A 23390-nucleotide genomic window follows, 5' to 3' on the forward strand; every position below is an offset into this window, starting at 1 on the left:
CAGCGAATTGAAAGGCGGCACGGCGATTGCGCTCCCATGCGGATAACCACACTGGGGAGCCGCACATGGCTGGCTGGATCAAGGCGATGGACGCCGCCGCGCTACCCGCGCACGGCATGAAGCGCGTCGAGCCGAATGGCGTGCCGATCCTGCTCGTGCATAGCGGAGAACGTTTGCGCGCGTTCGGCGCGGATTGCCCGCACGCGGGCGCGCCGCTCGACGAAGGCGCGCTCTGCAACGGCCGCATCGTGTGTCCGTGGCATAAGGCGACCTTCGAGATCGAAGACGGCGCGCTGGTCGAACCGCCCGCGCTCGAAGGCCTCGCTTCGTACGCGGTGCGCGTAGACGGCGATCAGGTCCTCGTGAATCTCGACAACGCGCAACGGCCCGCGGCGGAGCGCAAGCCTGCCGCGAACCGCGCAGCTTCGAACGCAACACCGCCGCGCAGGTTTGCGATCGTCGGCGGCGGCGCGGCGGGCGCGGCCGTGGCGGCCACGCTGCTGGAAGGCGACGCGAACTGCGAAGTCACGCTGTACGCCGCCGAACCCGAAGCGCCCTACGACCGCACCTGCCTCAGCAAATTCGTGCCCGCAGGCGAAATGCAGCCCGGCGAGGTTCCGCCGATCCTGCCCGACGCCATCGCACGTGACGCGCGTCTTCACATCGAACATGCCGGCGTCGAGCAGGTCGATGCGCGCGCCAAACGCATCAGCTCGCGCGACGGCCGCGCGGCCACTTACGACGCCGTGGCGCTCGCAAGCGGTTCCGTCGCGCAACGTCCCGACGTGCCCGGCGCGGAACTCGGCAACATTTTCACGCTGCGCAACGTGCACGACGCGGGCGCGATCCTGCACGCGCTCGCACCCGGCGAACACGCCGTGATTCTCGGTGACAGCTTCATCGGCCTCGAAACCGCTTCGGCTTTGCGCAAGCGCGGCGTGGATGTCACCGTCGTCGCGCCGAGCGGCCTGCCGCTGCAAAAGCCGCTCGGCGCGCGTGTAGGCGCGCGGTTTCGCGAATGGCACGAAGCGCACGGCGTGGTGTTCCGGCGCGCGAAGGCCGTAGGCTTTATCGGCGAAAACGACGTGGACACGATCGAACTCGACGACGGCTGGACCACGCGCGCGAAGGCCGTGATCGTCGGCATGGGCGTGCAGCCGGCCACGGGTTTCGTCGGCGGCATCGTGCTGGACGACGACGGCGGCTTGAGCGTCGACAACACGATGCGAGCGTGCCCCGACGTCTACGCCGTGGGCGACATCGCCCGCTTTCCGTGGGGCGGCAAAACGCTGCGCATCGAGCATTGGCGCGTGGCGCAGCAACAGGCGCGCGTGGCCGCGCTGAACATGCTCGGCCGCGAGACGCGCTACGAAGGCGTGCCGTACTTCTGGACGCAGCATTACGACCAGCGCGTCGATTACCTCGGCCACGCCGCAGACTGGGACGATCTCGTGATGCAAGGCAAGCCCGGCGACGCGCGCTTCGGCGTGCTTTACGTGCGCAGCGGCCGCGTGCTGGCCGTGCTCGCCTGCGGCTACGAACGCGAGACGGCCGAACTGAGTGAGCGCATGCGCGAACGGCTTTCCGTCGATACCGCGCGCGACATCCTGGGGTTCCAATGACGCGCGATCTCCACCTCGTCTCCACGCGATCCGTTGCGGCGGTCATGCCGGAAAACGGTGCCGTCGATTGCGCCGCGCTGCTCGACGGGCTCGCGCTGCCGCTCGACGCCGCGAGCTTGCCCGACGCCACGCGCCAGGTGATTGCCGCATGTCCTTCGCTGCCGCAGCCCGGCGGCGGTCATACGCTCGCGCGCTGGCAATTTCTCGCGGGTCTCGCGGGCCGCGATCTCTCGCTCGTGAAGATCTACGAAGCGCACGCCGACGCGCTCGCGATCCTCGCCGAAATCGGCGCGCCGCGAACCTGCGCGGCGGGTGCCGACAGCGCCACGCCGCCGATCTGGGCCGTGTGGGCCGCGCGGGCGCCGCACGACGACTTGCGCTTCACGCACACGCGTGGGTCGAACGACGAAACGCGCGTGCTGCTCTCGGGCACCAAGCCGTGGTGCTCGGGCGCGGCGTTCGTCACGCATGCGCTCGTGACTTGCATCGACGACGAAGGCCGCGACTGGCTGGCCGCGCTGCCGCTCGATCAGCCGGGCGTGACCGTGACCGGGCGCGGCTGGGAAGCGGTGGGCATGGCGGCCACGCGCAGCGTGGAAGTCGAGGTGCGCAACGCGCACGCCACGCTGATTGGCGCGAGCGGCGCGTATTTGCGGCGCGCGGGCTTCTGGCAAGGCGGCGCGGGTATCGGCGCGTGCTGGTACGGGGCGGCCGCCGCGCTCGCCGTGCACCTGCGCCATGCGGCGCAACGGCGCGACGATCCGCATCTGCATGCACACCTGGGCGCCGCCGACACGGCGCTCGTGGCCGCACGCGCCGTGTTGCGCGAAGCCGCGCAGCACCTCGACGCCCACCCGCAAGACGACGCCATGACGCTCGCACTGCGTGTACGCGCGGCTGTGGAAAGCGCCGTGGAAACGGTGCTCACGGCCTGCGCGCGCGGCCTGGGCGCGGGACCGTACTGCCGCGACGCGTGGTTCGCGCGCATGGCCGCCGACCTGCCGGTGTTCGTGCGGCAAAGCCACGCCGAACGCGATCTCGCGGCGCTCGCGAAAGCGGTGGCGGAGCGCGGCGAAGACTGGGCGCTCTGATGCGCTAAAGCACGCATCCCGCCTCGAACCGGTATTGCCTCAACACGACATCGACATCGACACACCTACTACGACATCAATGACCGCACACGCCATGGAACAACCCACGTCGCTCGCCGAGTATTTCGACGGCCAGTTCGCCGAAGATCCCGACCCATGGCGCTATCGCACGAGCTGGTACGAAGCGCGCAAGCGCGCGATGCTGCTCGCCTCGCTGCCGCGCGTGCGTTACCGGCGCGCGTTCGAACCGGGTTGCGCCACCGGCGAACTGTCGGCGGCGCTCGCCACGCGCAGCGACGCGCTGTTGAGCGCCGACTTCGCGCCGCGCGCCGTGCACACCGCGCGCATGCGCCTCGCGCCGTTCGCGCAGGTGCAGATCGAGTGCCTCGCCATGCCCAACGATTGGCCCTCGGGCCGCTTCGACCTGATCGTCGTGAGCGAGATTGCGTACTACCTCGGCGCGGAGGGTTGCGCCGCGCTGGCTTCGCTCGCCACGGATTCGCTCGATGCGGACGGCACGCTCGTCTGCTGTCACTGGCGCCACGGCGGCGAGGCGTGGATGCTCGACGCCACCGACGTGCACGAGACCTTTGCGCTCGCCGCGAAGCGCGCGTCGCTGCATCAGGTCACGCGAGTGGAAGACGCCGACTTTCTGCTCGACGTGTGGAGCGCCGATCCGTTGAGCGTGGCGCGCCGCGAACGCGCAAGATGAGCGGGTGTGTCGCGTACGCATCAAGCGGGTCGATCGCGCAATCTGCGTGCGGATGTTTCGCGTTGTCCGCGTGAGGCGCTGTCGCGTATGACGCTTTTGGTGAACGCATAACGCGCGGTTGGATCGATCGCGTAACGCATCGCTCGCGTATCCCGCCCGCGCGCGTTATCCGCTCGCGAAGCGCGTGGCTTTCGCGAAGCGCGTGGCTTAGATCCGCTCCACGCGCCAGAACCGCTCGGGCTTGGCGAGATCGGCGGGCACGCGCTCGCCGAACGCGCGCAACTGGCTGTCGTAGGCCACGATCCCGCGCCGCTTGATGTCGAGCGCGCGCGCGCTCAGCCGTTCGGGGCACCACGTCGCGTCGAGTGCGGTGAGGCGCAACCCGGCTTTATCGAGTTCCGCGAGACGCTTTTCGACCACGCCGCGCGCCGCGCGATGGATCGCGTCTTCGTAGACGATGCACGACGCCACGCGACCCGCGCGCAACAGCGTGGTCCAGGCTTCGCCCACGCGGACATGGTCGGGGTGATGCACCCCGAGCGGCACCACGAGCGTGGTGTCGTCGGCATGCTTGCTGCGCTTTTGCGCGAGCAGCGCGTCGTAGAGTGCGTCCGCGAGCGTGGGCGTCTCGGGCAGCGGGCCGTACTGGCCGTCGAGAAAACCGAGGCGCACTGGTTTGGCGCTGCACACGTCGAGCGCGCGGTCGTCTTCCCGGTAGCGTCCGCGCATCGCGAGCGTGGAGTCGGCGAACCCGGCGGCGCGATCCCATTCGGTATCCTGACGATTGGGCGGCGTGCCCGCGAACACGGTGCAGACGCGCGCGCCCGGGCGTGCGGCTAGCAACGCGGCGCAACCGAACACGGCGTCGTCGAGATGCGGCGAGACCACGAACAGCGTGCGCGCGGCGTCGAGTTTGCGGGTGGGCGAAAGCGTGTCAGGATCGATATACATGGCGCGATTTCCGTCGATGTGTTGTGTCGATGCGGTGGGCAACAATGAGCCATACGTGCCGCAAACGCCGTTCCGTGCCGATCAAGGCGCCGTCACGGCGGGGGCTTCGCCGTCGCGTTCCTCGCGTCTTGCCCGCACCGCACGCCTCGCCGCGTCGTGGACCGCGGCAGCGGCCACCGGCGCGGGCGCCGCGCCGCCTTCGGCGTCCGCCTCGACGCTCGGGCCATCGCCCAGTTCGTGCGCCCAGGCCGCGAGCGTGTCGCCGAAACCGCCGCGCACGCGTGCGTCCGTGCGCGCGCTCGTGACCACGCGCGGCGCGGCGCTCCAGGCGATCACGGCGCCGCTCGCGCTCAACAGGTCGACGAGCGCCACGTCTTCGCCGCACGCGAGCGGCGCGAATCCGCCCGCGCGCCGGTAGGCCTGCGCCGAGACGCCGAGATTCGCGCCGTGCACGTGCCGGTGGCCGTCGGCGTCGTGATAACGCTCGAGCCATGTTTGCCGCGTGCGCGCCGGATGATCGCGCCAGCTGTCGACCATCACGGGCCCGCACACGGCGTCGGCGCCCAGCGCGAGTTGCGCGGCGAGCCAGTCCGGCGCGACGCGGCTATCGGCATCGGTAAACGCCAGCCAGCGCGCACCCTGCTCCAGCAGAAGACGCGCGCCCGCCGCTCGCGCGGCGCCCACGTTACGCGCATGAATCGCCAGCGTTTCCACGTTCGAGCGGCGCGCGATGTCGGCCGAGGCGTCGGTGCAGGCGTCGAGCACGACGACCACGCGCACGGCTTCACCGCCGAGCGCGGGATGCCGCGCCGCTGCTTGCGCCGCGACGAGGCATGGCGCGAGCAGCGCCGCTTCGTTGTGCGCGGGTATCACGATACCGATCATGGTCAATCCTCGAACCGCGGTGGATGCCGTGAAGTTCCGGCGGATTCGCCCGGCGCCGCGCGCCGGTTGCGTTCGAGCGTTACCGCAACCGCGATACCTGGCTTTCCATTGCCCGCGCGCGCAGAAGGGCACGAGGTCTGCGGAAGCGCAGCCCGCTCAGGGCGATCGCGCGACACCTGCATTCGCGCGGACTGTGCATTCACAACAAAACGCAGTCACGAGCAGAAACAATGATCGCCACCGAAACCCGCCCGGCCCGCTGCATCGTCACGTTCTATCCGGTTAGCCGCATCGTGCACATCAGCGCGGAAGGCGGCCGGTGTTTCGAGGAAATGCGCTGGCTGTGCGGCTGGCGGGCCTTGCTCGAAGCGATGGGACAAGTGAAAAACGAGGTACAGCCCAGACGCCGGGCGCGTATGCCGTCGTGTCATCCCGCGGCGATCCGCCTCACAGCGCCACCTGCACCCCCAGCTCCACCACGTGCTCCGGCTGCAGCCCGTAGTACTCGGCGCTGGAGGCCGAGTGAAACGACATGAACGCGAATAGCCGCGCGCGCCATGCGCTCACGTCGTGCGCCGCGGGGCTGCGCAGCACTTCGTCGCGCGGCAGATAAAACGTCGTGAGCTTCGGCTCGAAGCGCCACGGCCCCAGCCGCCCTTGCAACGATTCGAGCAGATTCGGCAAATTGGGCCGCTCGACGAAGCCGTGATGTGCGATCACTTCCCAGCAACCGCCGCCGAGATCGCGCGTTTCGATACGCGTTTTCTCGTTGGCCTGTGGTGCGGACTCCGAAACATTCGCGAACACGATCACGGTGTCGTGCAGCACGTGATTGTGGCGCACGTTGCTCTTGAGCGCGGCCGGCGTCATGCCCGGCGCGTTGCCCGGATACACGGCCGTGCCGGGCACGCGCGCGGGCCCGTCGGCGGCGCCGCACAGATCGCGCAAAAACGCGTCGACGGGCAGGCCGCCGCGCGCATGGCGCGCTTCGAGCTGGCGCCCGCGATGCCACGTGCTCATCGTCACGAACAGCAGTGCGCCAACGGAAACGGGAAACCAGCCGCCGGTGGGAATCTTCGGCACGTTCGCGGCGAGCAGCATGCCGTCCACGGCCAGCAGCGGCACGCAGGCGAGCGCCGTCGCGAGGCGCGACCAGCCCCACACGTGACGGCACACGGCCAGCATTTGCAGCGAGGTCGTCAGCATCGTGAGCCCGACCGCCAGCCCATACGCCGACGTCAGCTTCTCCGAGCTGCGGAAGAACAGCACGAGAAACACCACGGCCACGAGCAGCCCCGCGTTGACCGCCGGTACATAAACCTGGCCGCGCCGTTCGCGCGAGGTTTCGATCGTGCGCATACGCGGCAGAAAGCCCAGTTCGATCGCCTGGCTCGTCATCGAAAACGCGCCCGAAATCACGGCCTGCGAAGCGATGATCGTCGCGAGCATCGCAATGCCCACGGCCGGAATCAACGCCCAATGCGGCACCGAGCGAAAGAACGGCTGGCTCGCGCCCTGTGGATCGGCGAGGATGGTCGCGGCCTGGCCGAAATAGCCGAGCACGATCGCGGGCAGCACCACGCAGAAGAACGCGAGCCGGATCGGGCGTTTGCCGAAATGGCCGATGTCGGCGTACAGCGCTTCGGCGCCCGTCAGCGCGAGAATCACGGCGGCGAGCACGCCGAACGCAAGACCCGGCTGCGTCGCGGCGAGCCGCAGCGCCCACAGCGGGGAAGCCGCCGCGAGGATCGCCGGATACCGCACGATGTGATAGACGCCCACCGCGGCGAGGCTCACGAACCAGAGCGCCATGACCGGGCCGAACGCGCGCCCGACCGCCGCCGTGCCGCGCGACTGGAACAGGAACAACGCCACGAGAATGACCAGCGCGATGGGCAGTACGGCGGGACCGAACGCGGGGCTGATCTCCTTGAGCCCTTCCACGGCCGAAAGCACGGAAATGGCGGGCGTGATCATGGAGTCGCCGTAGAACATCGCCGCGCCCACGAGGCCTGCGAGCAGCAGCGCGGGCGGCGCGTGGCGTCCGGCGCGCTGAAAACCCGTGCGCACGAGCGCGGTGAGCGCGACGATCCCGCCCTCGCCTTCGTTGTCGGCGCGCATGACGAAGCACGCGTACTTGAGCACCACGACAATCAGCACCGCCCACAAGATCATCGAGAGCACGCCCATCACCACGAATTGCGCGGTGGAATGGGCGGTCTGCACCGCCTCGCGCAACGCATAAATCGGACTCGTGCCGATGTCGCCGAATACCACGCCCAGCGAGCCGAACACGAGTGCGGCAGGCCCGGGTCCCTTGCGCGACGGCGCCGCCGTGCGGCTGGAAGAGGAAAGGCGAGGCTCGAGCATGGTCGCGCGCTTATTTCGGCGAAAAGCCGTGGAGCTTCGTGCAAAGCAATCGGCATTCCGCAAGGCTTCGGCGAGCTTGCGTTCGTCGCGGCGCTCTCCTATATTTCGATCGTTGGTTGCGAGTCGCAACCAACCACGCCTGTACGCCTGTAGCCTGACCGTGTCACGGCGCATTGCACCGGAGAGCGAACATGGATTTCGTCGATGCCCCCGCGCAACCGCGCGAAGCGACCATTCTGGAATTGCGCGAGTTCTCGCGCCGGCTCGTGCGCGAACTGGGCTTCATGCGTTCGACGCTCGCGGGCAGCGAGCTGGCGCCCTCCGCCGTGCACGCGATCATCGAGATCGGTGCGGCGCCCGGCATCAACGCCAAGGCGCTCGGCGAGATTTTGCGGCTCGACAAGTCGAACACGAGCCGCCAGGTCGCGCGGCTCGAAGCGGAAGGCCTCGTGCGCCGCCAGGCCGACGACGCCGACGCCCGCTCGTCCACCCTGCACCTCACCGCCGCCGGACAGAAGCTGCGCGCGAAGATCGACCGCTTCGCGACCGACCAGGTCTCGAGCGCGCTGCGCCGCCTCGTGCCCGCCGATCAACAGGCGCTGGTCCGCGCACTCGCGCTCTATGCCGACGCGCTCGCGCACGACAATCCCAACAGTGCAGGCCACACGGCGTCGGCGAGTACCACGGGCGTGCAGATCGTCGAAGGCTACCGGCCCGGCTGCATCGGCGACATCGCAAGCCTGCATGCGCGCTTCTACGCGGCGAACTGGGGCTTCGGCGCGTTCTTCGAACAGCTCGTCGCCACCGGGCTCGCCGCATTCGCGCAAGGCTTGCCCGCGGCGAACCAGGCACTCTGGCTCGCCATGGAACGCGGCCGCGCGCTCGCTTCGCTCGCCATCGACGGTCATGGCGGTCAAGATGGCCAGCCCGGCGACGGCCACGCGCATTTACGCTGGTTTATCGTCGACGATTCGTTGCGCGGCACCGGTATCGGGCGGCAACTCATGACGCGCGCGATGGATTATGTCGACGCGCGTTTCGCGCAAACGTACCTGTGGACGTTCAAGGGTCTGGATGCCGCGCGACATCTCTACGAATCGTTCGGCTTCGAACTCGCCGAGGAAGCCGAGGGCAGCCAGTGGGGCACGAAAGTCACCGAGCAACGCTTCGTGCGCCACCAGCCTGCCAACGGAAAACGCGTTTAAGCCGACGCCGGCGCGCGCCCGCGCGTTTCCGGCATGCGCAGATAGACGATCAGCGAGATGGCCGCGCAAGCCGTGACATACCAGTAAAAGTACTGCTCGTGCCCGCTCGCCTTGAAACGCAGCGCGACGAACTCGGTCGTGCCGCCGAGGATCGCCGTGGTGAGCGCGTAGGGCAGACCCACGGCGAGTGCGCGGATGCGCACGGGGAACAACTCGGTTTTCGCGAGCATGTGCACGGAAGTAAAGCCGCTTAGCATCACGAGCCCCGCGAACGAGAGCAGGAACGCCACGAGCGGGTCGTGCGTGTGACTGAGCGCCGTGAAGAGCGGCACGGAAAACAACGTGGTCGAGAGCCCGAAACCGATCAGCACGGGGCGGCGGCCGAACACGTCGGAGACAAGGCCGAACAGCGGTTGCAGCGGCATATACAGCAGCAGTGCGCCGGTGGAAACGAGCGTCGACATCTCCTTGGAAAGGCCCACGGTATTCACCAGATACTTCTGCATATACACCGTGAACGTGTAGAAACCCACGGTGCCGCCGACCGTAATACCAATGGCGAGCAGGATCTGCCGCCAATGCGCAAGCAACTGCTGCAGCACGGGCGGCCCTGCGTGGCGCGCGCCACGCTCGAATGCTTCGGATTCCGTAACGTGACGCCGCATGTAAAGAGCGAATAGCGCCAGCGCCCCGCCAATCACGAACGGCACGCGCCAGCCCCAAAGCTCGATCTGGTGCGGCGTCATCAGCAGGTTCTGCATCACCAGCATGAGCGCGAGCGCCACGAGCTGCCCGGCCACCACGCTCACCTGCAGGAAGCCGAGATAAAAGCCGCGCCGGTTCGCGGGCGCGATCTCGCTGAGATAGGTCGCGCTCGTGCCGTACTCGCCGCCCATGCTGAGGCCTTGCAGCAGGCGCGCGGCGATCAGCACGACCGGCGCGAGTACGCCGATGGTTGCGTAGCCCGGCGTGAGCGCGATCATCAGCGAACCCACGCACATGGCGGTGACCGACCATGTGAGCGCGCGCTTGCGGCCATGGCGGTCAGCGTAAAAACCCACCAGCCAGCTACCGAGCGGCCGCGCCACGTAGCCCACGGCGGCAATGGCCGCCGTGTTCATGAGTTGCACCGTGGGTTTGTCGCTCGGAAAAAACGACTTCGCGAAGTAGATCGAAAAGATGCTGTACGCGAGAAAGTCGTACCACTCGATCAGATTGCCCGCGAGCCCGCCCACGATCGAACGAATGCGCGGACGCGCTGGCTCATGGGTATCGGCGCTATGTAACGTCTGCGTTATCGACTTGTTTCGGACTGCGAATTCCGTATCGCTCGACATCGGTCTCTCTCCTCCCCGCCTTCAAAATTTATTGGATGTTGTTAGTCTTTCGCGGCGTAGTCGCGGTCGAGCTGGTCGTAGAACGGCTTGTTGACGAGACGCTGGCGCTCCGCGAACGGCGCGACAATATTCGCGTCTTCGTCGAGGCGGCCGTTCGCGCTCAACTGGCCGAGCGCGCGCTGCATGCCGACCACCGCGCCTTGCAGCGCCGCGTTCGCGTAAAGCACGAGCGCATAGCCGAGACCCGCGAGCGTCTCGCGCGACTGCACCGGCGTCTTGCCGCCGATCACGATGTTGATGAGCTGCGGCGCGTCGATGAGCTTCGGCAGGCGTTCGATGTCTTCGAGCTTTTCGGTCGCCTCGATGAAGAGAATGTCGGCGCCCGCTTCAATGAACGCCTGACCGCGCGCGATCGCGTCTTCAATGCCGTGCACGGCCGCCGCGTCGGTGCGCGCCATGATGAGCAGATTGCCGTCGTCGCGCGCGTCCACGGCCGCGCGGATCTTGCCCACCATCTCCGCCTTGCCGATCACTTCCTTGTTGGTGAAGTGGCCGCACTTCTTCGGCATCACCTGATCTTCGAACTGGATCGCGTCGGCGCCGCTGCGCTCCAGCGTGCGCACGGTGTGGCGCACGTTGAGCGCGTTGCCGAAGCCCGTGTCCGCATCGACGATCAGCGGCAGACCCACCGCGTCGCGCACGCGCGCCGTGTGCTCGGCGATATCCGAAAGGCCGATGAAGCCGAGGTCCGGCATGCCGAACGACATGTTCGTGACGCCCGCGCCCGTGAGGTAGAGCGCCTCGAAACCGGCGTCCTCGATCACGCGCGCGCTCATGGCGTTGAACGCGCCGGGCACGAGCAGGCCGCGGCGTTCGTTGACCTTGGCGCGGAAGGCGGCGCGGCGGGCGGCGGTGGAAGTGGTCATCGCATGACTCCGTTGTGTCTGGTTTTCAGGATGCGCGACGGGAATGCACGATATGTGCCAATTCGCAGTCGCACGATCCGAGCTTAGACGAATCAAGGGGTTAGCGTGCACGGACGTTTCATGTCAAAATCGCTGAAACGTTTCATGGAACGTTTTTTGGAACGCACCATGAAACAATCTTCGTTTCGAGAACGATCGAGGTTTCGCCGTGCTACCCGCTTCGCCCGCTTCCGCCAGCCGCCCGAGCATCGCGCTCGTGAGCATCAGCCGTTTGCGCAACCTCTGCGAGACCATCGCACCGCGTTACGCGAGCGAGGCGCGCTTCTTCTACGTGCGCGAGGGTTACGGCGACGCCGTCACCGCCTTGCAGCCCTATATCGAATCGGGCGGCGTGGACGTCGTGCTCGCCGCCGGCTCGAACGGCGCGTACCTGCGCGACAACCTCGGCGTGCCCGTGGTCATGGTCAAGGTGAACGGCTTCGACGTGCTCGCCGCCATCACGCACGCGAACGCCACGTGGCCCGGCGCGCCCATCGGCCTGATCCTGCACGACAGCGTCTCGCACGAACTCGCCGACCTCGGCGCGTGGCTCAATCTGCAACTCACGCAGCGCGCGTATCGCTCCGTCGACGAAGTCCGCGCCGCCGTGAGCGCGCTCGCGAGCGCGGGCTGCCGCGTCATCATCGGGCCGGGCATGGCGTGCGATCTGGCGCAGGCGGCCGGGCTCGAGAGCGTGTTCCTCTATTCGATGGGCGCGGTGCACGAGGCGTTCGAGCGCTCGGTGGAACTCGCGCGCGTGAGCCGCGAAAAGGAATCGAAGCGCGTGCGCCTGAACACCATCGTCGCTCACCTGCGCGACGGCGTGGCCGCGTTCGACGCGGCGGGCCAGCTCGAAGCCGTCAATCCGGCCATGCTCGACCTGCTGGGCCTCGACCGCGCGCGCGACGTGCCCGCGCAACTCGCGCGGTCGGTCGCGCCGCTGCTGCGCGATCTCGCCGATGGCGCCGCGCCCGTGGACGACCGCATCGAGCAGATCGGCGGCCGCTCGCTGATCGTGAGTTGCGTGCCCATCGTCGAGCAGGGCGCGCGCTCGGGCGCGGTGGTCACGGTGCAGGACGCGCTGGTCGCGCAGCGCATCGACCGTTCGCTGCGCACGACGCAACGCCCGCGCCATCTCGTCGCGCGCTACGAACTCGACGATCTCGTCGGCGGCTCGGCGGCCATGGCGCGCGTGCGGCGTCTCGCGGCGATGAGCGCGGCGCACGACGCCACCGTGCTGATCGGCGGGGAAAGCGGCACGGGCAAGGAACTCGTCGCGCAGGGCATCCACAACGCGAGCCCGCGACGCGGCAATCCCTTCGTCGCTTTCAATTGCGCGGCGCTGCCCGAAGGGCTCATCGAAAGCGAACTGTTCGGTCACGAGGAAGGGGCATTCACGGGCGCGCGGCGCGGCGGCAAACCGGGGCTCGTCGAAATCGCCCATACGGGCACCTTGTTTCTCGACGAGATCGGCGAAATGCCGCCCGCGCTGCAAAGCCGCCTGCTGCGCGTGCTGCAGGAACGCGAGGTGATGAAGCTCGGCGCGAGCCGCGCGACGCCCGTGGACGTGCGCGTGATCGCGGCCACGCACCGCGACTTGCGCGCGATGGTCGCAGCGGGCGCGTTTCGCGCCGACCTCTATTTCCGGCTCAATCTGCTGCAAATCGCGCTGCCGGCGCTGCGCGAGCGGCGCGAGGATCTGCCCGCGCTCGCGCGCCATCTGCTCGAACGCATGGCCGCACGTTATGCGCTGCGCCCCGCCGCCATCGAGCGCGTGCTCGCGCGCTTCGCGCCGTATTTCGCCCGCTATGCGTGGCCGGGCAACGTGCGCGAACTGGAAAATCTGCTGGCGCGCGCCGCGATTTTTTTCGCCGATGAAAATACGGAAACAAGCGCGGACAGTACCGGCGCAGCGCATGCCGATACTTCGCTATCCGAAATATTTCCGGAATTCGCCGAGGAAGATGGCGATAGCAACAGCGGCACCAACGGCGTCACGCCGCCGGCGATCGCGCACCGAACCACGCTTTCCGCGCCACGCGACGCAACCCCGCTCACCCGCGCCCAGATCGAACGCGTGCTGGCGGCGCATGGCGGCAACCGCGCCGCCGCGAGCCGCGCGCTCGGCATCGGCCGCACGACGCTATGGCGTCTGATGAAGGACGATTGATCGCGCGGGTGCTACGCCCGGCACAGGGAACGGGAGACCCGGGCAGCGATCTCAGGCAGCGGCGAACTGCGCGCCGCCAACCGGGAATCCGCCCGCGAGATCCGCGCCGCGCGGTGCCGGCTTCGCCGCCGCCGCGCTTTCCATGGCGATCTCGCGCAGGGTCGTGAGCAGTTGCGCCCAGCTCGCTTCCCAGCGGTCTTCGCGCAGGCAGCGGCCGGCGGCGTCGGAGACGCGCAGCACGCAGGTGTCGGGGTAATAGGTGAACGTCACGGGCGCGCCGTCGATGACGCAAGTCGTGGTGCAGGGCCGGGTCGTGTACATGGTGTTATCCGCGAAGTTAGTTAGCGTGTAGCAGCGAGCCCTTCGAGCAATCGGCGTACCCGACCCCGGCGTTGCGCGTTTTCCCGTGTCAAACTGCAACGCCGCAACCCGCAATGATCGCTTCGCGCCCAGGCCGCGATTTTGTATGATTGCGTATGCATCGATTTCGCCCTTAATTGACGGGCAAAAAGCGGCAAAGCACGCTAACGCCAGACTAAACAGCGTGACTTGGCCCGAATAAACCGGTCGACTTTTCCGAACGTCGACCCACCACACGACCCATTCGGAAAAAATGCCCGCTTTTATCGCGATCGACCAGGAACGCTTCAAACGCATCATTCAACGCAACGTCGCCCTGCCGCTCGCGGCGGGATTCGCCATTGCCGTGGCCTTCGTCGCGCTGATCGCCTATCTCGTCTCGACCATGAACTGGGCCGAGCATTCCGAGCGCGTGATCGGCGAAGCTTACGAACTCATGCGCGTGCAGGCCGACCGCGAGTCGAGCCTGCGCGGCTTTCTGCTCACCGGCGACGAACGCACGCTGGCGCAATACGAGGTGGGCCGCCCGCGCTTCGACGCGCAAATCGACAGCTTGACCGAACTCGTCGCCGACAACCCGCCCCAGGTCGAGCGCCTCAAGCGCGTGCACGCCATGGCGGCGCAATGGGACGGCTTCGCGCACGACGCCATTGCCGCGCGCCGCGACCATGACTCGACGCTCGCGCTGGTGCAGGTCGACCGCAGCATGACCAACGCCAACGCGATCCGCAGCGAATTCGCCAATTTCCTCGACGAGGAAACGCGCTTGCGGCAGGAACGCACGACCTCGGCGCGCCAGCTCACGATCACGACCGTCGCCATTTTCCTCGCGCTCACGATCATCGTGAACGGTCTGCTCGCGTGGCTCGGGCGCCGCGAAATGACCTCGCTCTCGCGCACCTACGACGACGCGTTGCGCGGCCAGGCCGAGCAGTCGGAAGCGCTCGCGGAACAGGTGTGGCTGCGCTCGGGTCAGCGTCTGCTCGCCGAAAGCGGCATGAATCACAACGCGCTTTCCGAGGTCGGCGGCGCGATGCTCGATTGCCTCGCCGGTTACCTGAGCGCGAGCGTCGCCACGCTGTACGTGCGAGATCCGCAGGCGGGCGTTCTACGCCGCATCGCCACGTTCGGCTTCGGTGCCGAAAGCGCCTACGACATTGCCGAGCTGCAAGACGGCGAAACGCTCGTGGGCCAGGCCGCCGCGTCGCGCCGCGTGATGGAGTTGCGCGAGGCGCCGGCCGGTTACCTCAAGGTCGAATCGGGTCTCGGTTCCGCCACGCCCGCCTCGCTGCTGATCGCGCCCATCGACACGGCGGGGAAGATCAACGGCGTGGTCGAACTCGGCTTCCTCCGGCCGCTGCTGTCGCGCGACAGCGAATTCCTCACGCGCGTCTCCACGACCCTGGGCGACCTGATCGAAGCCGCCATCGCGCGCGAACGCCTGCAAGCGTCGTACGCCGAATCGCAGCAGCTCAATCACGAGTTGCAGGTGCAGCAGGAAGAGTTGCGCGTGGCGAACGAAGGTCTGGAGGAACGCGGCCGCGCGCTGATGGATTCGCAGGCACGCCTCGAGGCGCAGCAGGTCGAACTCGAACAGACCAACGTGCAGCTCGAGGAATACGCGCGCCGGCTGGAAACGCAAAAGAGCGAACTCGTGCGCGCGCAGGACGAACTCACGCGCAACGCCGAACGCCTCGCGCAGTCGAGCCGCTACAAGTCGGAGTTCCTCGCCAACATGTCGCACGAGCTGCGCACGCCGCTCAACAGCTCGCTGATTCTCGCGAAGCTGCTGCAGCAGAACCGCACCGGCAATCTCAGCGAGGAACAGGTGCGCTACGCGGCCACCATCCACGCTTCGAATACCGACCTGCTCGCGCTCATCAACGACATTCTCGATCTTTCCAAGGTCGAAGCGGGCCAGGTTCAGCTGGTGCTCGAAACCGTCAAGCTCGACGACATCACCGACTCGCTGCGCGACACGTTCTCGCCGCTCGCGCGCGAAAAGCGCGTCGAACTCGCGATCGACCGTCTGCCCGGCGTGGCCGACGCGCTCATGACCGACGGCCAGCGCGTGCTGCAAATCCTGCGCAACCTCATGTCGAACGCGCTCAAGTTCACCTCGGAAGGCGAAGTGTCGCTGTCGATTTCGCCCGTCGATGCCAACGTGGTGCGCTTCGACGTGCGCGACACCGGCATCGGCATCGCGGCGGACAAGCTCGAAATGATCTTCGAGGCGTTCCAGCAAGCCGACGGCTCCACGAGCCGTCAATACGGCGGCAGCGGCCTCGGCCTGTCGATCTCGCGCGAACTCTCGCGTCTGCTGGGCGGCCGTATCGGCGTGGCGAGCGAACTGGGCAAAGGCAGCGTGTTCACGCTCTGGCTGCCGCTCGACAGCACCAACGCCGCCGCCGCGAACGACGCGCAGGCGCAGGCCGCCGCACAGCCCAAGCTGTTCGCCGCCACGCCCGCCCCGCGCGTGCAGGCTGGCGCCCCCGCCCGCCTGCACGCCAACCCGGCCGCGCTCGAAAACGCCGCCGCGCCGGTCAACGTGCCCGCGGCCATGCTCGAGGCCAGCGCGCCGCGGCCCGCGGAAGCCGCTGAAGTCACCGGTCTCGCCGACGACCGCGACCAGCGCACGCCGGGCAACCGCGCGATCCTCGTGATCGAAGACGATCTGCACTTCGCCGAAATCCTGCGCGACCTCGTGCGCGAACTGAACTTCGACTTTCTGCACGCGCCCGACGCCGCGAGCGGCTTCGCGCTCGTGAAGGACGCCGCGCCCGTGGCCGTGCTGCTCGACGTGGGCTTGCCCGACCGCTCGGGCCTCTCGGTGCTCGAATGGCTCAAGAGCGACCCGCTCACGCGTCACATTCCCGTGCATATCGTCTCGGCCACGGACCATGCCGACAAAGCGCTGCATCTGGGCGCGATCGGCTACACGCACAAGCCCACGGCGCGCAGCACGCTCGAAGCCGCGATCCGCCGCCTCGAAACGCGCCTCGAACAGCGCGTGAAGCGCGTGCTCGTGATCGAGGACGACCAGGCGATGCGCGAAAGCATCCGCGCGCTGCTGGTCGGCGACGGCGTGGAGATCGTGGCCGTGGGCACGCTCGCCGACGCCCACGCGCAAATCGCCGAAGGCGCGTTCGACTGCATCGTCACCGACCTCACGCTGCCCGACGGCACCGGCTACGATCTGCTCGAAACGCTCGCGGGCAACGCCGACACCGCGCCGCTGCCCGTGATCGTCTATACGGGCCGCATGCTTTCCGACGACGACGAGCAACGCCTGCGCCGTTATTCGAAATCGATCATCATCAAGGGCGCGCGCTCGCCCGAACGCCTGCTCGACGAAGTCACGCTGTTCCTGCACAGCGTGGAGTCGCAGCTCGCGCCCGAACAGCAGCGCATGCTGCGCGCGGTGCGCCAGCGCGACGACACGTTCGAGGGCAAGACCGTGCTGCTCGCCGAAGACGACGTGCGCAATATCTTCGCGCTCTCGCACGTGATCGAGCCGCTCGGCGCGAAGCTGCTGATCGCGCGCAACGGCCGCGAGGCGCTCGACCTGCTCAACATCACGCCGCGGATCGACCTCGTGCTGATGGACGTGATGATGCCGGAGATGGACGGCATCGCCGCCATGCGCGCGCTGCGCCAGGACACGCGCTTCGAGCGCCTGCCGGTGATCGCGCTCACGGCGAAGGCCATGGCCGACGACCGTATGCGCTGCCTGGAGGCAGGCGCCGACGACTACGTGTCCAAACCCATCGACGTGGACAAGCTCGTGTCGCTGTGCCGCGTCTGGCTGCGCAAGTAAGCCGCACGAAGACGTACCGAACGGAAAACGCGATTCATGACCGACACTCCGACTCCCGCTCCCCCGCCCGCGCTGCACGCGCGCCGGACCATGAGCGACTTCGACATCGAGCTGCGGCTGTTGCTCGAAGCGATCTACCTGAAGTATCAGCACGACTTCCGGCACTACTCGCTGCCCTCGCTGCGGCGCCGCCTCGAACAGGCGCGCCAGGATTTCGGCGTGGCGAGCCTGAGCCAGTTGCAGGACCGCGTGCTGCGCAGCACCGACGACTTCTCGCGCCTGTTCGGCTACATGACGATCCAGGTGAGCGACATGTTCCGCGACCCGGAATATTTCCTCGCCCTGCGCCGCAACGTGCTGCCGGTGTTGCAAACGTATCCGTCGCTCAAGGTGTGGGTGGCGGGCTGCAGCACGGGCGAGGAACTGTGGTCGCTGAAGATTCTGTTCGAAGAGGAAGGGCTCGCCGAGCGCACGCTGTTCTACGCGACCGACATCAGCCCGGAAGCGCTGGAGCGCGCGGAATCGGGAATTTATCCGGTCGACCGCTTCGCCGGTTTCAGCCAGAACTATCTGGCCGCGGGCGGCAAGCGCACGCTTTCCGACTACTATCACGCCGCGTACGGCAGCGGCCGCATTGCGAGCGCGCTGAAAGAACGCGTGGTGTTCGCCGACCATAGCCTCGCCACCGACGAAGTCTTCCTCGAAGCGCACCTCGTCTCGTGCCGCAACGTGCTGATCTATTTCGACCGGCCGTTGCAGGACCGCGCGATCGGCCTGTTCGAGCACGCGCTCGTGCGACGCGGCTTTCTCGGGCTCGGCAGCAAGGAAAACCTGCGCTTCTCGAAGCGCCACGAAGCGTTCGACGAGTTTTGCGCGGCCGAACGCATTTACCAGAAACGCTAAGCTCACCATGCGCGACGCACCCCGCAAACCGCCCGCCTCGCCCGACCTGCGCCGCACGCCGCGCAGCGCGGGCCGGCGCGCGCGCGGACCGTTCGACTGCGTGGTGATCGGCGCGTCGGCGGGTGGCGTGGACGTGCTCGGGCAGATCCTGCCCTCGGTGCCCGCGAGCTTCGAAGCCGCGTTGCTGATCGTGATGCATCTGCCACCCGCCTCGCCGAGCTTTCTCACCCAGGCGCTCGGCAGCCGCTGCGCGCTGCCCGTGTCCGAACCGGACGCCGGCGAGCCGCTCGTCGGCGGTCACGCGTATGTCGCGCCGCCCGACTATCACATGCTGGTGGACGCCGACGCCACCGTGGCGCTCTCCATCGAGGCGCCCGTGCGTTACTCGCGGCCCTCCATCGACGTGCTGATGGAGTCGGCGGCGAACGTGTACGGCGCGCGTCTGCTCGGCGTGCTGCTTTCCGGCGCCAACGACGACGGCACGCGCGGCCTCGCGGCGATACGCGCGGCGGGCGGCACGACGTGGGCGCAACTGCCGTCCACGGCGGTCGCGCCGCAAATGCCCGAAGCGGCGATCGCGGCGGGCGCCGTCACTGAAATACTCTCTCCCTCGGCACTCGCGGCGCGCCTCGCCGCGTGGCCGAGGCTGACAAACGAATGACAGGTATGACCGGGATTGACCGCATGACACAGCCCACCGTCAATGTTCTGATCGTCGACGACATCGAACACAACCTCACGGCGCTCTCGGCCCTGCTCGCGCGGCCGGAAGTGCGGCTGCTGCTCGCGCGCTCGGGCGTCGAGGCGCTCGAACTGCTGCTCGAACACGACGTTGCCGTGGCCGTGCTCGACGTCAACATGCCGGGCATGAGCGGCTTCGAGCTGGCCTCGTTGATCCGCGGCAGCCCGCGCACCTCGCACGTGCCGATCATCTTCCTCACGGCCACCTCGCAGGACGCGATCCGCACGTTTCAGGGCTACGAAGCCGGTGCCGTCGACTTTCTCTACAAGCCGATCGAGCCGCGCATCGTGCAATCGAAAGTGGGCATTTTCGTGCAGCTCGAAATGCAGAAGCGCCAGCTCGCGGAACAGCTCGCGGCCACGCGCCAGATGCTCGAAGCGAACGAGATGCTGATGGCCGTGCTGAGCCACGATCTGCGCACGCCGCTCTCGGCCGTGATGGTGTCGGCGGAATATCTGATGCGCGCCTCCAGCGACGAGAAGATCGTCACCGTGGGCCGCCGGATCGAGAACTGCGGGCGCCGCATGACGCGCATGGTCGAGCAACTGCTCAATCTCGCGCGCCTGCAAGGCGGCCGCCTGCCGCTGCGCCGAACCATCGTGCAGCTCGACACGCTGTGCCAGAACGTGCTGGAAGAGTTCGCGCCGAACGTGGCCGAAGGACGCCTCACGCTGGAACGCAGCGGCGACCTGAGCGGTTACTGGGACGCCGATCTCGTCGCGCAGGCCATTTCGAATCTCGTGAGCAACGCGCTCACGCACGGCGCGGCCGGCACCGCCGTGCACCTGAGCGTGCGCGGCGAAGCGGCGGGCGAAGTGCTGGTGACGGTGTCCAATCGCGGCGCGATCGCCTCCGACGTGGTGCCGCTGCTGTTCGACGCCTACAGCGCGGCCACGCGCGCCGGGCATCAGGGCTCGGGCCTCGGGCTCGGCCTGCACATCGTGCGGCTCATCGCGCGTTCGCATGGCGGCGACGTGAGCGTGACCTCGAACGAGCAGGACGGCACGGCGTTCACGGTGCGCCTGCCGCGCGCGGGCGTGGGACGCAACGAGGTGGTGAGTTCGTTGGGGCGCTGAGCCGCAAAAACAAAGGGCGGCGCCTCGCGCGCCGCCCTTCGGTGTTGACAGGCGCCCTCCGGCGCTTGCGCGGTTACCGCCCGATCTCGCGCAGCGGCTTGCCCGCCAGCAGATTTTCTTCGATCTTTTCGAGCGGCACGCCGCGCGTTTCCGGCACGAAGAAGAACGTGAACGCGATGAACGCGGCGTTCAGCACGGCGTAGAGCCAGAAGGTCTGCGCGTGACCGAGCGAGTTGAGCAGCGTGAGAAACGTTGCGCCCACCACGGTATTCGCGACCCAGTTCGTGAACGTCGAAGCCGCAATGCCGAAGTCGCGGCCCTTGATCGGCTGGATCTCCGAACACAGGATCCAGATCATCGGGCCCGCCGACATGGCAAACCCCGCGATGAAGATGAGCAGCATCGCCACGGCAAAGAGCTGCTCTGCGTGCGTGGAAACGCCGAGATGCAGGAGCCAGCCGAGCGCGCCCATGCCCACCGTCATGACGCCGAAGCCCGTGAGCAGAATCGGGCGGCGGCCCCAGCGATCCACGAGGCCGATGGCGATGAACGTCGCCACCACGTTGACCACGCCCACGATCACGGTGCCCCACAGCTGCGCCTGATGGCCGCTGTAGCCCGCGAGGCCGAAAATGCGCGGTGCGTAGTACATCACCACGTTGATGCCGGTGAGCTGCTGCACGACCTGCAAGCCAATGCCGAGCGCGAGCGAGCGGCGGAAGTCGCGGTTCTTGCGCAGCAGCGAGAAGCCCTGCTCCTTGACCTGCAACTGGCGCGCGATGTCTTTCATTTCCTGCTCGACCACGGCCGTTTCCGGCCGCACGCTGTTGAGCACCTTGCGCGCTTCGTCGTTGCGGTTCTTCATCATGAGCCAGCGCGGGCTGTTCGGCAGCGCGAGCACACCCAGCAGAAAGATGCCGGCCGGAATCGCCACCACGCCCAGCATCCAGCGCCAGGCGCCCGACGAAGCGAAGGCCGTATCGGAGAGAAACGCCACCAGAATGCCCACCGTCACCATCAGCTGATACGCGGACACCATCGCGCCGCGCACCTGCCCCGGCGCGATTTCCGAGAGATAGAGCGGCGCCGTGAACGTGGCGATACCCACGGCCACGCCCAGCACGAGCCGCGCGCCAATCAGGAACGCGGGATTCGGCGCGCTCGCGCACAGCAGCGAACCGACGATGAACAACGCCGCGCCGAGCAGCAGCGAATATTTGCGGCCGAGCCAGAACGAAAGGCCGCCCGCCGCGAGCGCGCCCACGGCGGCGCCCACCATCATCGAACTGACGATCCATTCCTGCAGGTGGTCGCTGACCTGAAAGTCTTTGGCGATGAACGGCAACGCGCCCGCGATCACGCCGATGTCGAGACCGAACAGCAAGCCCGCGAGCGCGGCCATCGCGCAGGTCATGAAAACGCGCGTGCGCGCGCTGCCGTGCAGCCCGGTGTGGGTAGATGAGGCGTAAGTGCCCATGTCGAATCTCCTGCTCAAACGCGTATGCGTGACCGTTATTGTGCGGAGCCCGCGCGCGACTTCACGCGGCGCCACGTGTTTATGTGATCTCCGTCATCGCGCACGGCGCGTGCGAAGCGGGCATCGACCTCGCGCGCGAAGCGGAGCAACACGTCACGCCCAGCAATCGACGTGCCTTGCGCTTACGCGGCTCGGGTAAGATGAAAGGTCCCACCTTCTGAATGCGCACGCATCCGATCATGGCCAATTCTTTCAGCGTTCTGCTCGCGCTCGCGGGCGTGTTGTTTCTGAGCGTCGCGAGCCCCGGTCCCAACTTCGTCGTCGTCACGTCCACGGCGCTGGCTTCGCGTCGCGCGGCGCTCGCCACGGGCCTCGGTCTCGCGGCCGCCTCGGGCACGTGGGCGTGGGTCGCCATCGCGGGCTTGAGCTTCCTCGTCGCGCACGTGGCGTGGATGGCCACCGCGTTGCGTCTGGCGGGCGCGGCGTATCTGATCTGGCTCGGCGCGAAGATGCTGTGGACCGCGCGCGACCCCTTGCCGTTGCGCGCGCAAGCAGCGGCTTCGGCGTGGCGCGCCGCGAAGAAGGGCTACGTGGTGAGCATGACCAATCCGAAGGCGCTGGCGTTCTACGGCAGCATCTTCGCGTTGATGGTGCCCGCAAGCGCACCGTTCGCGCTGAACGCCGCCGTTGTCGTACTCGCGGTGCTGATCTCGTTCGCGTGGTATGGCTCGATGGCGCTGCTCGCCTCGCATCCCGTGGTGCGCGAGTTTCTGCTGCGGCGCAAGGCCGTGCTCGACACGGTCGCGGGCGCGGTGCTGGTCGCGCTCGGCGGCCGCATGCTGGCAGGTCGATGACGATGCGCGCCCTTGCCTTGCGGCTGGCCCTCGCGCTCGCGCTGGTGCTCGCTTTCGCGCAGCGCCCGGCCTTCGCACAGGAAGCAACACCGCGCGTGATCGACATTCCCACGCGCGAAGGCGTGACGCAGCGCTTCCTCTATCTCGCGCCGCCCGCGCCCAAGGCCATCGCCGTGTTGTACGCGGGCGGCCACGGCGGCTTGCAGATCGGCTCGAACGGCACGTTCGGCTGGGGACGCAACAACTTCCTCGTGCGCGCGCGGCAGTATTTCCTCGAAGAAGACGTGGCCGTGGCGATCGTGGATGCGCCGAGCGACCGTCTCTCGCCGCCCTGGCTCACCGGCTTCGCGAGACGCCCGAGCACGCGGCCGACGCGCGCGCCGTGATCGCCTGGTTGCGCGCGCAAGCGTCGCATGCGACGCAATACGCGGTGCCCGTCTGGCTGATCGGCACGAGTCGCGGCACGCAGTCGGTGGCCGCCATCGCCATCGCGCTCGGCTCCGGCGACGGCGGCCCGGACGGCATCGTGCTCACCTCCACCATCCTGCGCGAAGGCCGCGCGGGTCACGCCGCCGACAAAGCCGTGCCCGACCTCGATCTCGCGGCCATCAAGATTCCCGTGCTGGTCGTGCATCATCAGGACGACGCGTGTCCGCTCTGCCCAGTCGCCGACACGGCCGCGCTCATGACGAAGTTCACGCAGTCGCCGCGCACGAAGCTCATGGTCGTCTCGGGCGGCAACACGCAAGGCGATGCCTGCGAGGCTTTCGCCTACCACGGCTACAACGGCATCGAAAGCGAGGTCGTGCACGCGATCACGGCATGGATGCTCGCGCCTTCGCCGTGAAGTTTC

At 67.8% G+C, this 23390-nt stretch carries 20 protein-coding genes; 13 read left to right on the plus strand and 7 right to left on the minus strand.

Features of this window, described 5'->3' with window-relative positions; genetic code table 11:
* Window positions 1-65: 65 nt before the first annotated feature.
* From FAZ98_RS24080 to FAZ98_RS24090, 3 genes are all read left to right on the plus strand, one after another.
* Window positions 66-1622, plus strand: a complete 1557-nt coding sequence (locus FAZ98_RS24080; protein ID WP_158954764.1) for an FAD-dependent oxidoreductase — start codon at window positions 66-68, stop codon at window positions 1620-1622.
* Window positions 1619-2713 (plus strand): acyl-CoA dehydrogenase family protein, encoded by a 1095-nt coding sequence (locus tag FAZ98_RS24085; protein WP_158954766.1) that lies wholly within the window; start codon window positions 1619-1621, stop codon window positions 2711-2713. The genes FAZ98_RS24080 and FAZ98_RS24085 overlap by 4 nt, the downstream gene beginning before the upstream one ends.
* A gap of 94 nt (window positions 2714-2807) precedes the next feature.
* Complete coding sequence (locus FAZ98_RS24090; protein WP_158954768.1) at window positions 2808-3425, plus strand: SAM-dependent methyltransferase; 618 nt, start codon at window positions 2808-2810, stop codon at window positions 3423-3425.
* A gap of 207 nt (window positions 3426-3632) precedes the next feature.
* Here FAZ98_RS24090 and FAZ98_RS24095 read toward each other — a convergent pair whose 3' ends face one another.
* The 3 genes from FAZ98_RS24095 to FAZ98_RS24105 form a co-directional block, all read right to left on the minus strand.
* Entirely contained in the window at window positions 3633-4376 is a 744-nt protein-coding gene (locus FAZ98_RS24095; RefSeq protein WP_158954770.1) for a PIG-L deacetylase family protein, read from the minus strand.
* Window positions 4377-4457: 81 nt separating this feature from the next.
* The gene (locus FAZ98_RS24100; protein WP_199272440.1) at window positions 4458-5261 is read right to left on the minus strand and encodes a glycosyltransferase; all 804 of its coding nucleotides are present in this window, start codon (window positions 5259-5261) and stop codon (window positions 4458-4460) included.
* 447 nt (window positions 5262-5708) lie between these two features.
* On the minus strand, window positions 5709-7631 hold the full coding sequence (locus FAZ98_RS24105; RefSeq protein ID WP_158954772.1) for a potassium transporter Kup: 1923 nt from the start codon (window positions 7629-7631) through the stop codon (window positions 5709-5711).
* Between the two features lie 191 nt (window positions 7632-7822).
* Here FAZ98_RS24105 and FAZ98_RS24110 point away from each other — a divergent pair, with 191 nt between their 5' ends.
* Window positions 7823-8836 (plus strand): bifunctional helix-turn-helix transcriptional regulator/GNAT family N-acetyltransferase, encoded by a 1014-nt coding sequence (locus FAZ98_RS24110; protein WP_158954774.1) that lies wholly within the window; start codon window positions 7823-7825, stop codon window positions 8834-8836.
* Here the strand turns inward: FAZ98_RS24110 and FAZ98_RS24115 are convergent.
* Together FAZ98_RS24115 and FAZ98_RS24120 are read right to left on the minus strand one after the other, a co-directional pair.
* Complete coding sequence (locus FAZ98_RS24115; RefSeq protein WP_158954776.1) at window positions 8833-10173, minus strand: MFS transporter; 1341 nt, start codon at window positions 10171-10173, stop codon at window positions 8833-8835. The genes FAZ98_RS24110 and FAZ98_RS24115 overlap by 4 nt on opposite strands.
* A gap of 41 nt (window positions 10174-10214) precedes the next feature.
* On the minus strand, window positions 10215-11099 hold the full coding sequence (locus FAZ98_RS24120) for an isocitrate lyase/PEP mutase family protein (protein WP_158954778.1): 885 nt from the start codon (window positions 11097-11099) through the stop codon (window positions 10215-10217).
* A 208-nt stretch (window positions 11100-11307) separates the two neighbouring features.
* Here FAZ98_RS24120 and prpR point away from each other — a divergent pair, with 208 nt between their 5' ends.
* Window positions 11308-13308 (plus strand): propionate catabolism operon regulatory protein PrpR, encoded by a 2001-nt coding sequence (gene prpR, locus FAZ98_RS24125; RefSeq protein ID WP_158954780.1) that lies wholly within the window; start codon window positions 11308-11310, stop codon window positions 13306-13308.
* Window positions 13309-13359: 51 nt separating this feature from the next.
* On the opposite strand, the gene FAZ98_RS24130 is transcribed toward prpR, so the two are convergent.
* The gene (locus tag FAZ98_RS24130) at window positions 13360-13629 is read right to left on the minus strand and encodes a hypothetical protein (RefSeq protein WP_158954782.1); all 270 of its coding nucleotides are present in this window, start codon (window positions 13627-13629) and stop codon (window positions 13360-13362) included.
* Window positions 13630-13921: 292 nt separating this feature from the next.
* Between FAZ98_RS24130 and FAZ98_RS24135 the strand changes: the two genes are divergently transcribed.
* The 4 genes from FAZ98_RS24135 to FAZ98_RS24150 are packed head-to-tail and all read left to right on the plus strand — an operon-like array spanning window position 13922 to window position 20206.
* Complete coding sequence (locus tag FAZ98_RS24135) at window positions 13922-17485, plus strand: response regulator (RefSeq protein WP_158954784.1); 3564 nt, start codon at window positions 13922-13924, stop codon at window positions 17483-17485.
* Window positions 17486-17521: 36 nt separating this feature from the next.
* Window positions 17522-18388, plus strand: a complete 867-nt coding sequence (locus FAZ98_RS24140; protein WP_199272441.1) for a CheR family methyltransferase — start codon at window positions 17522-17524, stop codon at window positions 18386-18388.
* Between the two features lie 7 nt (window positions 18389-18395).
* Window positions 18396-19049 carry a chemotaxis protein CheB gene (locus FAZ98_RS24145; protein WP_158954786.1) on the plus strand — a complete coding sequence of 218 codons (654 nt, stop codon included), beginning with the start codon at window positions 18396-18398 and terminating at the stop codon, window positions 19047-19049.
* A gap of 23 nt (window positions 19050-19072) precedes the next feature.
* Window positions 19073-20206 (plus strand): hybrid sensor histidine kinase/response regulator, encoded by a 1134-nt coding sequence (locus FAZ98_RS24150; protein WP_158954788.1) that lies wholly within the window; start codon window positions 19073-19075, stop codon window positions 20204-20206.
* Between the two features lie 73 nt (window positions 20207-20279).
* Here FAZ98_RS24150 and FAZ98_RS24155 read toward each other — a convergent pair whose 3' ends face one another.
* Entirely contained in the window at window positions 20280-21683 is a 1404-nt protein-coding gene (locus FAZ98_RS24155) for a sugar porter family MFS transporter (protein WP_158954790.1), read from the minus strand.
* Window positions 21684-21766: 83 nt separating this feature from the next.
* Between FAZ98_RS24155 and FAZ98_RS35715 the strand changes: the two genes are divergently transcribed.
* From FAZ98_RS35715 to FAZ98_RS35725, 4 genes are read left to right on the plus strand one after another with little or no spacing between them, the layout of a single operon-like run.
* The gene (locus FAZ98_RS35715; protein ID WP_233272905.1) at window positions 21767-21904 is read left to right on the plus strand and encodes a hypothetical protein; all 138 of its coding nucleotides are present in this window, start codon (window positions 21767-21769) and stop codon (window positions 21902-21904) included.
* Window positions 21905-21922: 18 nt separating this feature from the next.
* The gene (locus FAZ98_RS24160; protein ID WP_158954791.1) at window positions 21923-22537 is read left to right on the plus strand and encodes a LysE family translocator; all 615 of its coding nucleotides are present in this window, start codon (window positions 21923-21925) and stop codon (window positions 22535-22537) included.
* The gene (locus FAZ98_RS35720; RefSeq protein WP_233272906.1) at window positions 22534-22923 is read left to right on the plus strand and encodes a hypothetical protein; all 390 of its coding nucleotides are present in this window, start codon (window positions 22534-22536) and stop codon (window positions 22921-22923) included. Before FAZ98_RS24160 ends, FAZ98_RS35720 begins: the two co-directional genes overlap by 4 nt.
* Window positions 22920-23384, plus strand: a complete 465-nt coding sequence (locus FAZ98_RS35725; RefSeq protein WP_233272907.1) for an alpha/beta fold hydrolase — start codon at window positions 22920-22922, stop codon at window positions 23382-23384. The genes FAZ98_RS35720 and FAZ98_RS35725 overlap by 4 nt, the downstream gene beginning before the upstream one ends.
* Window positions 23385-23390: the final 6 nt, after the last annotated feature.

The organism is Paraburkholderia acidisoli (assembly GCF_009789675.1).
Taxonomy (GTDB): domain Bacteria; phylum Pseudomonadota; class Gammaproteobacteria; order Burkholderiales; family Burkholderiaceae; genus Paraburkholderia; species Paraburkholderia acidisoli.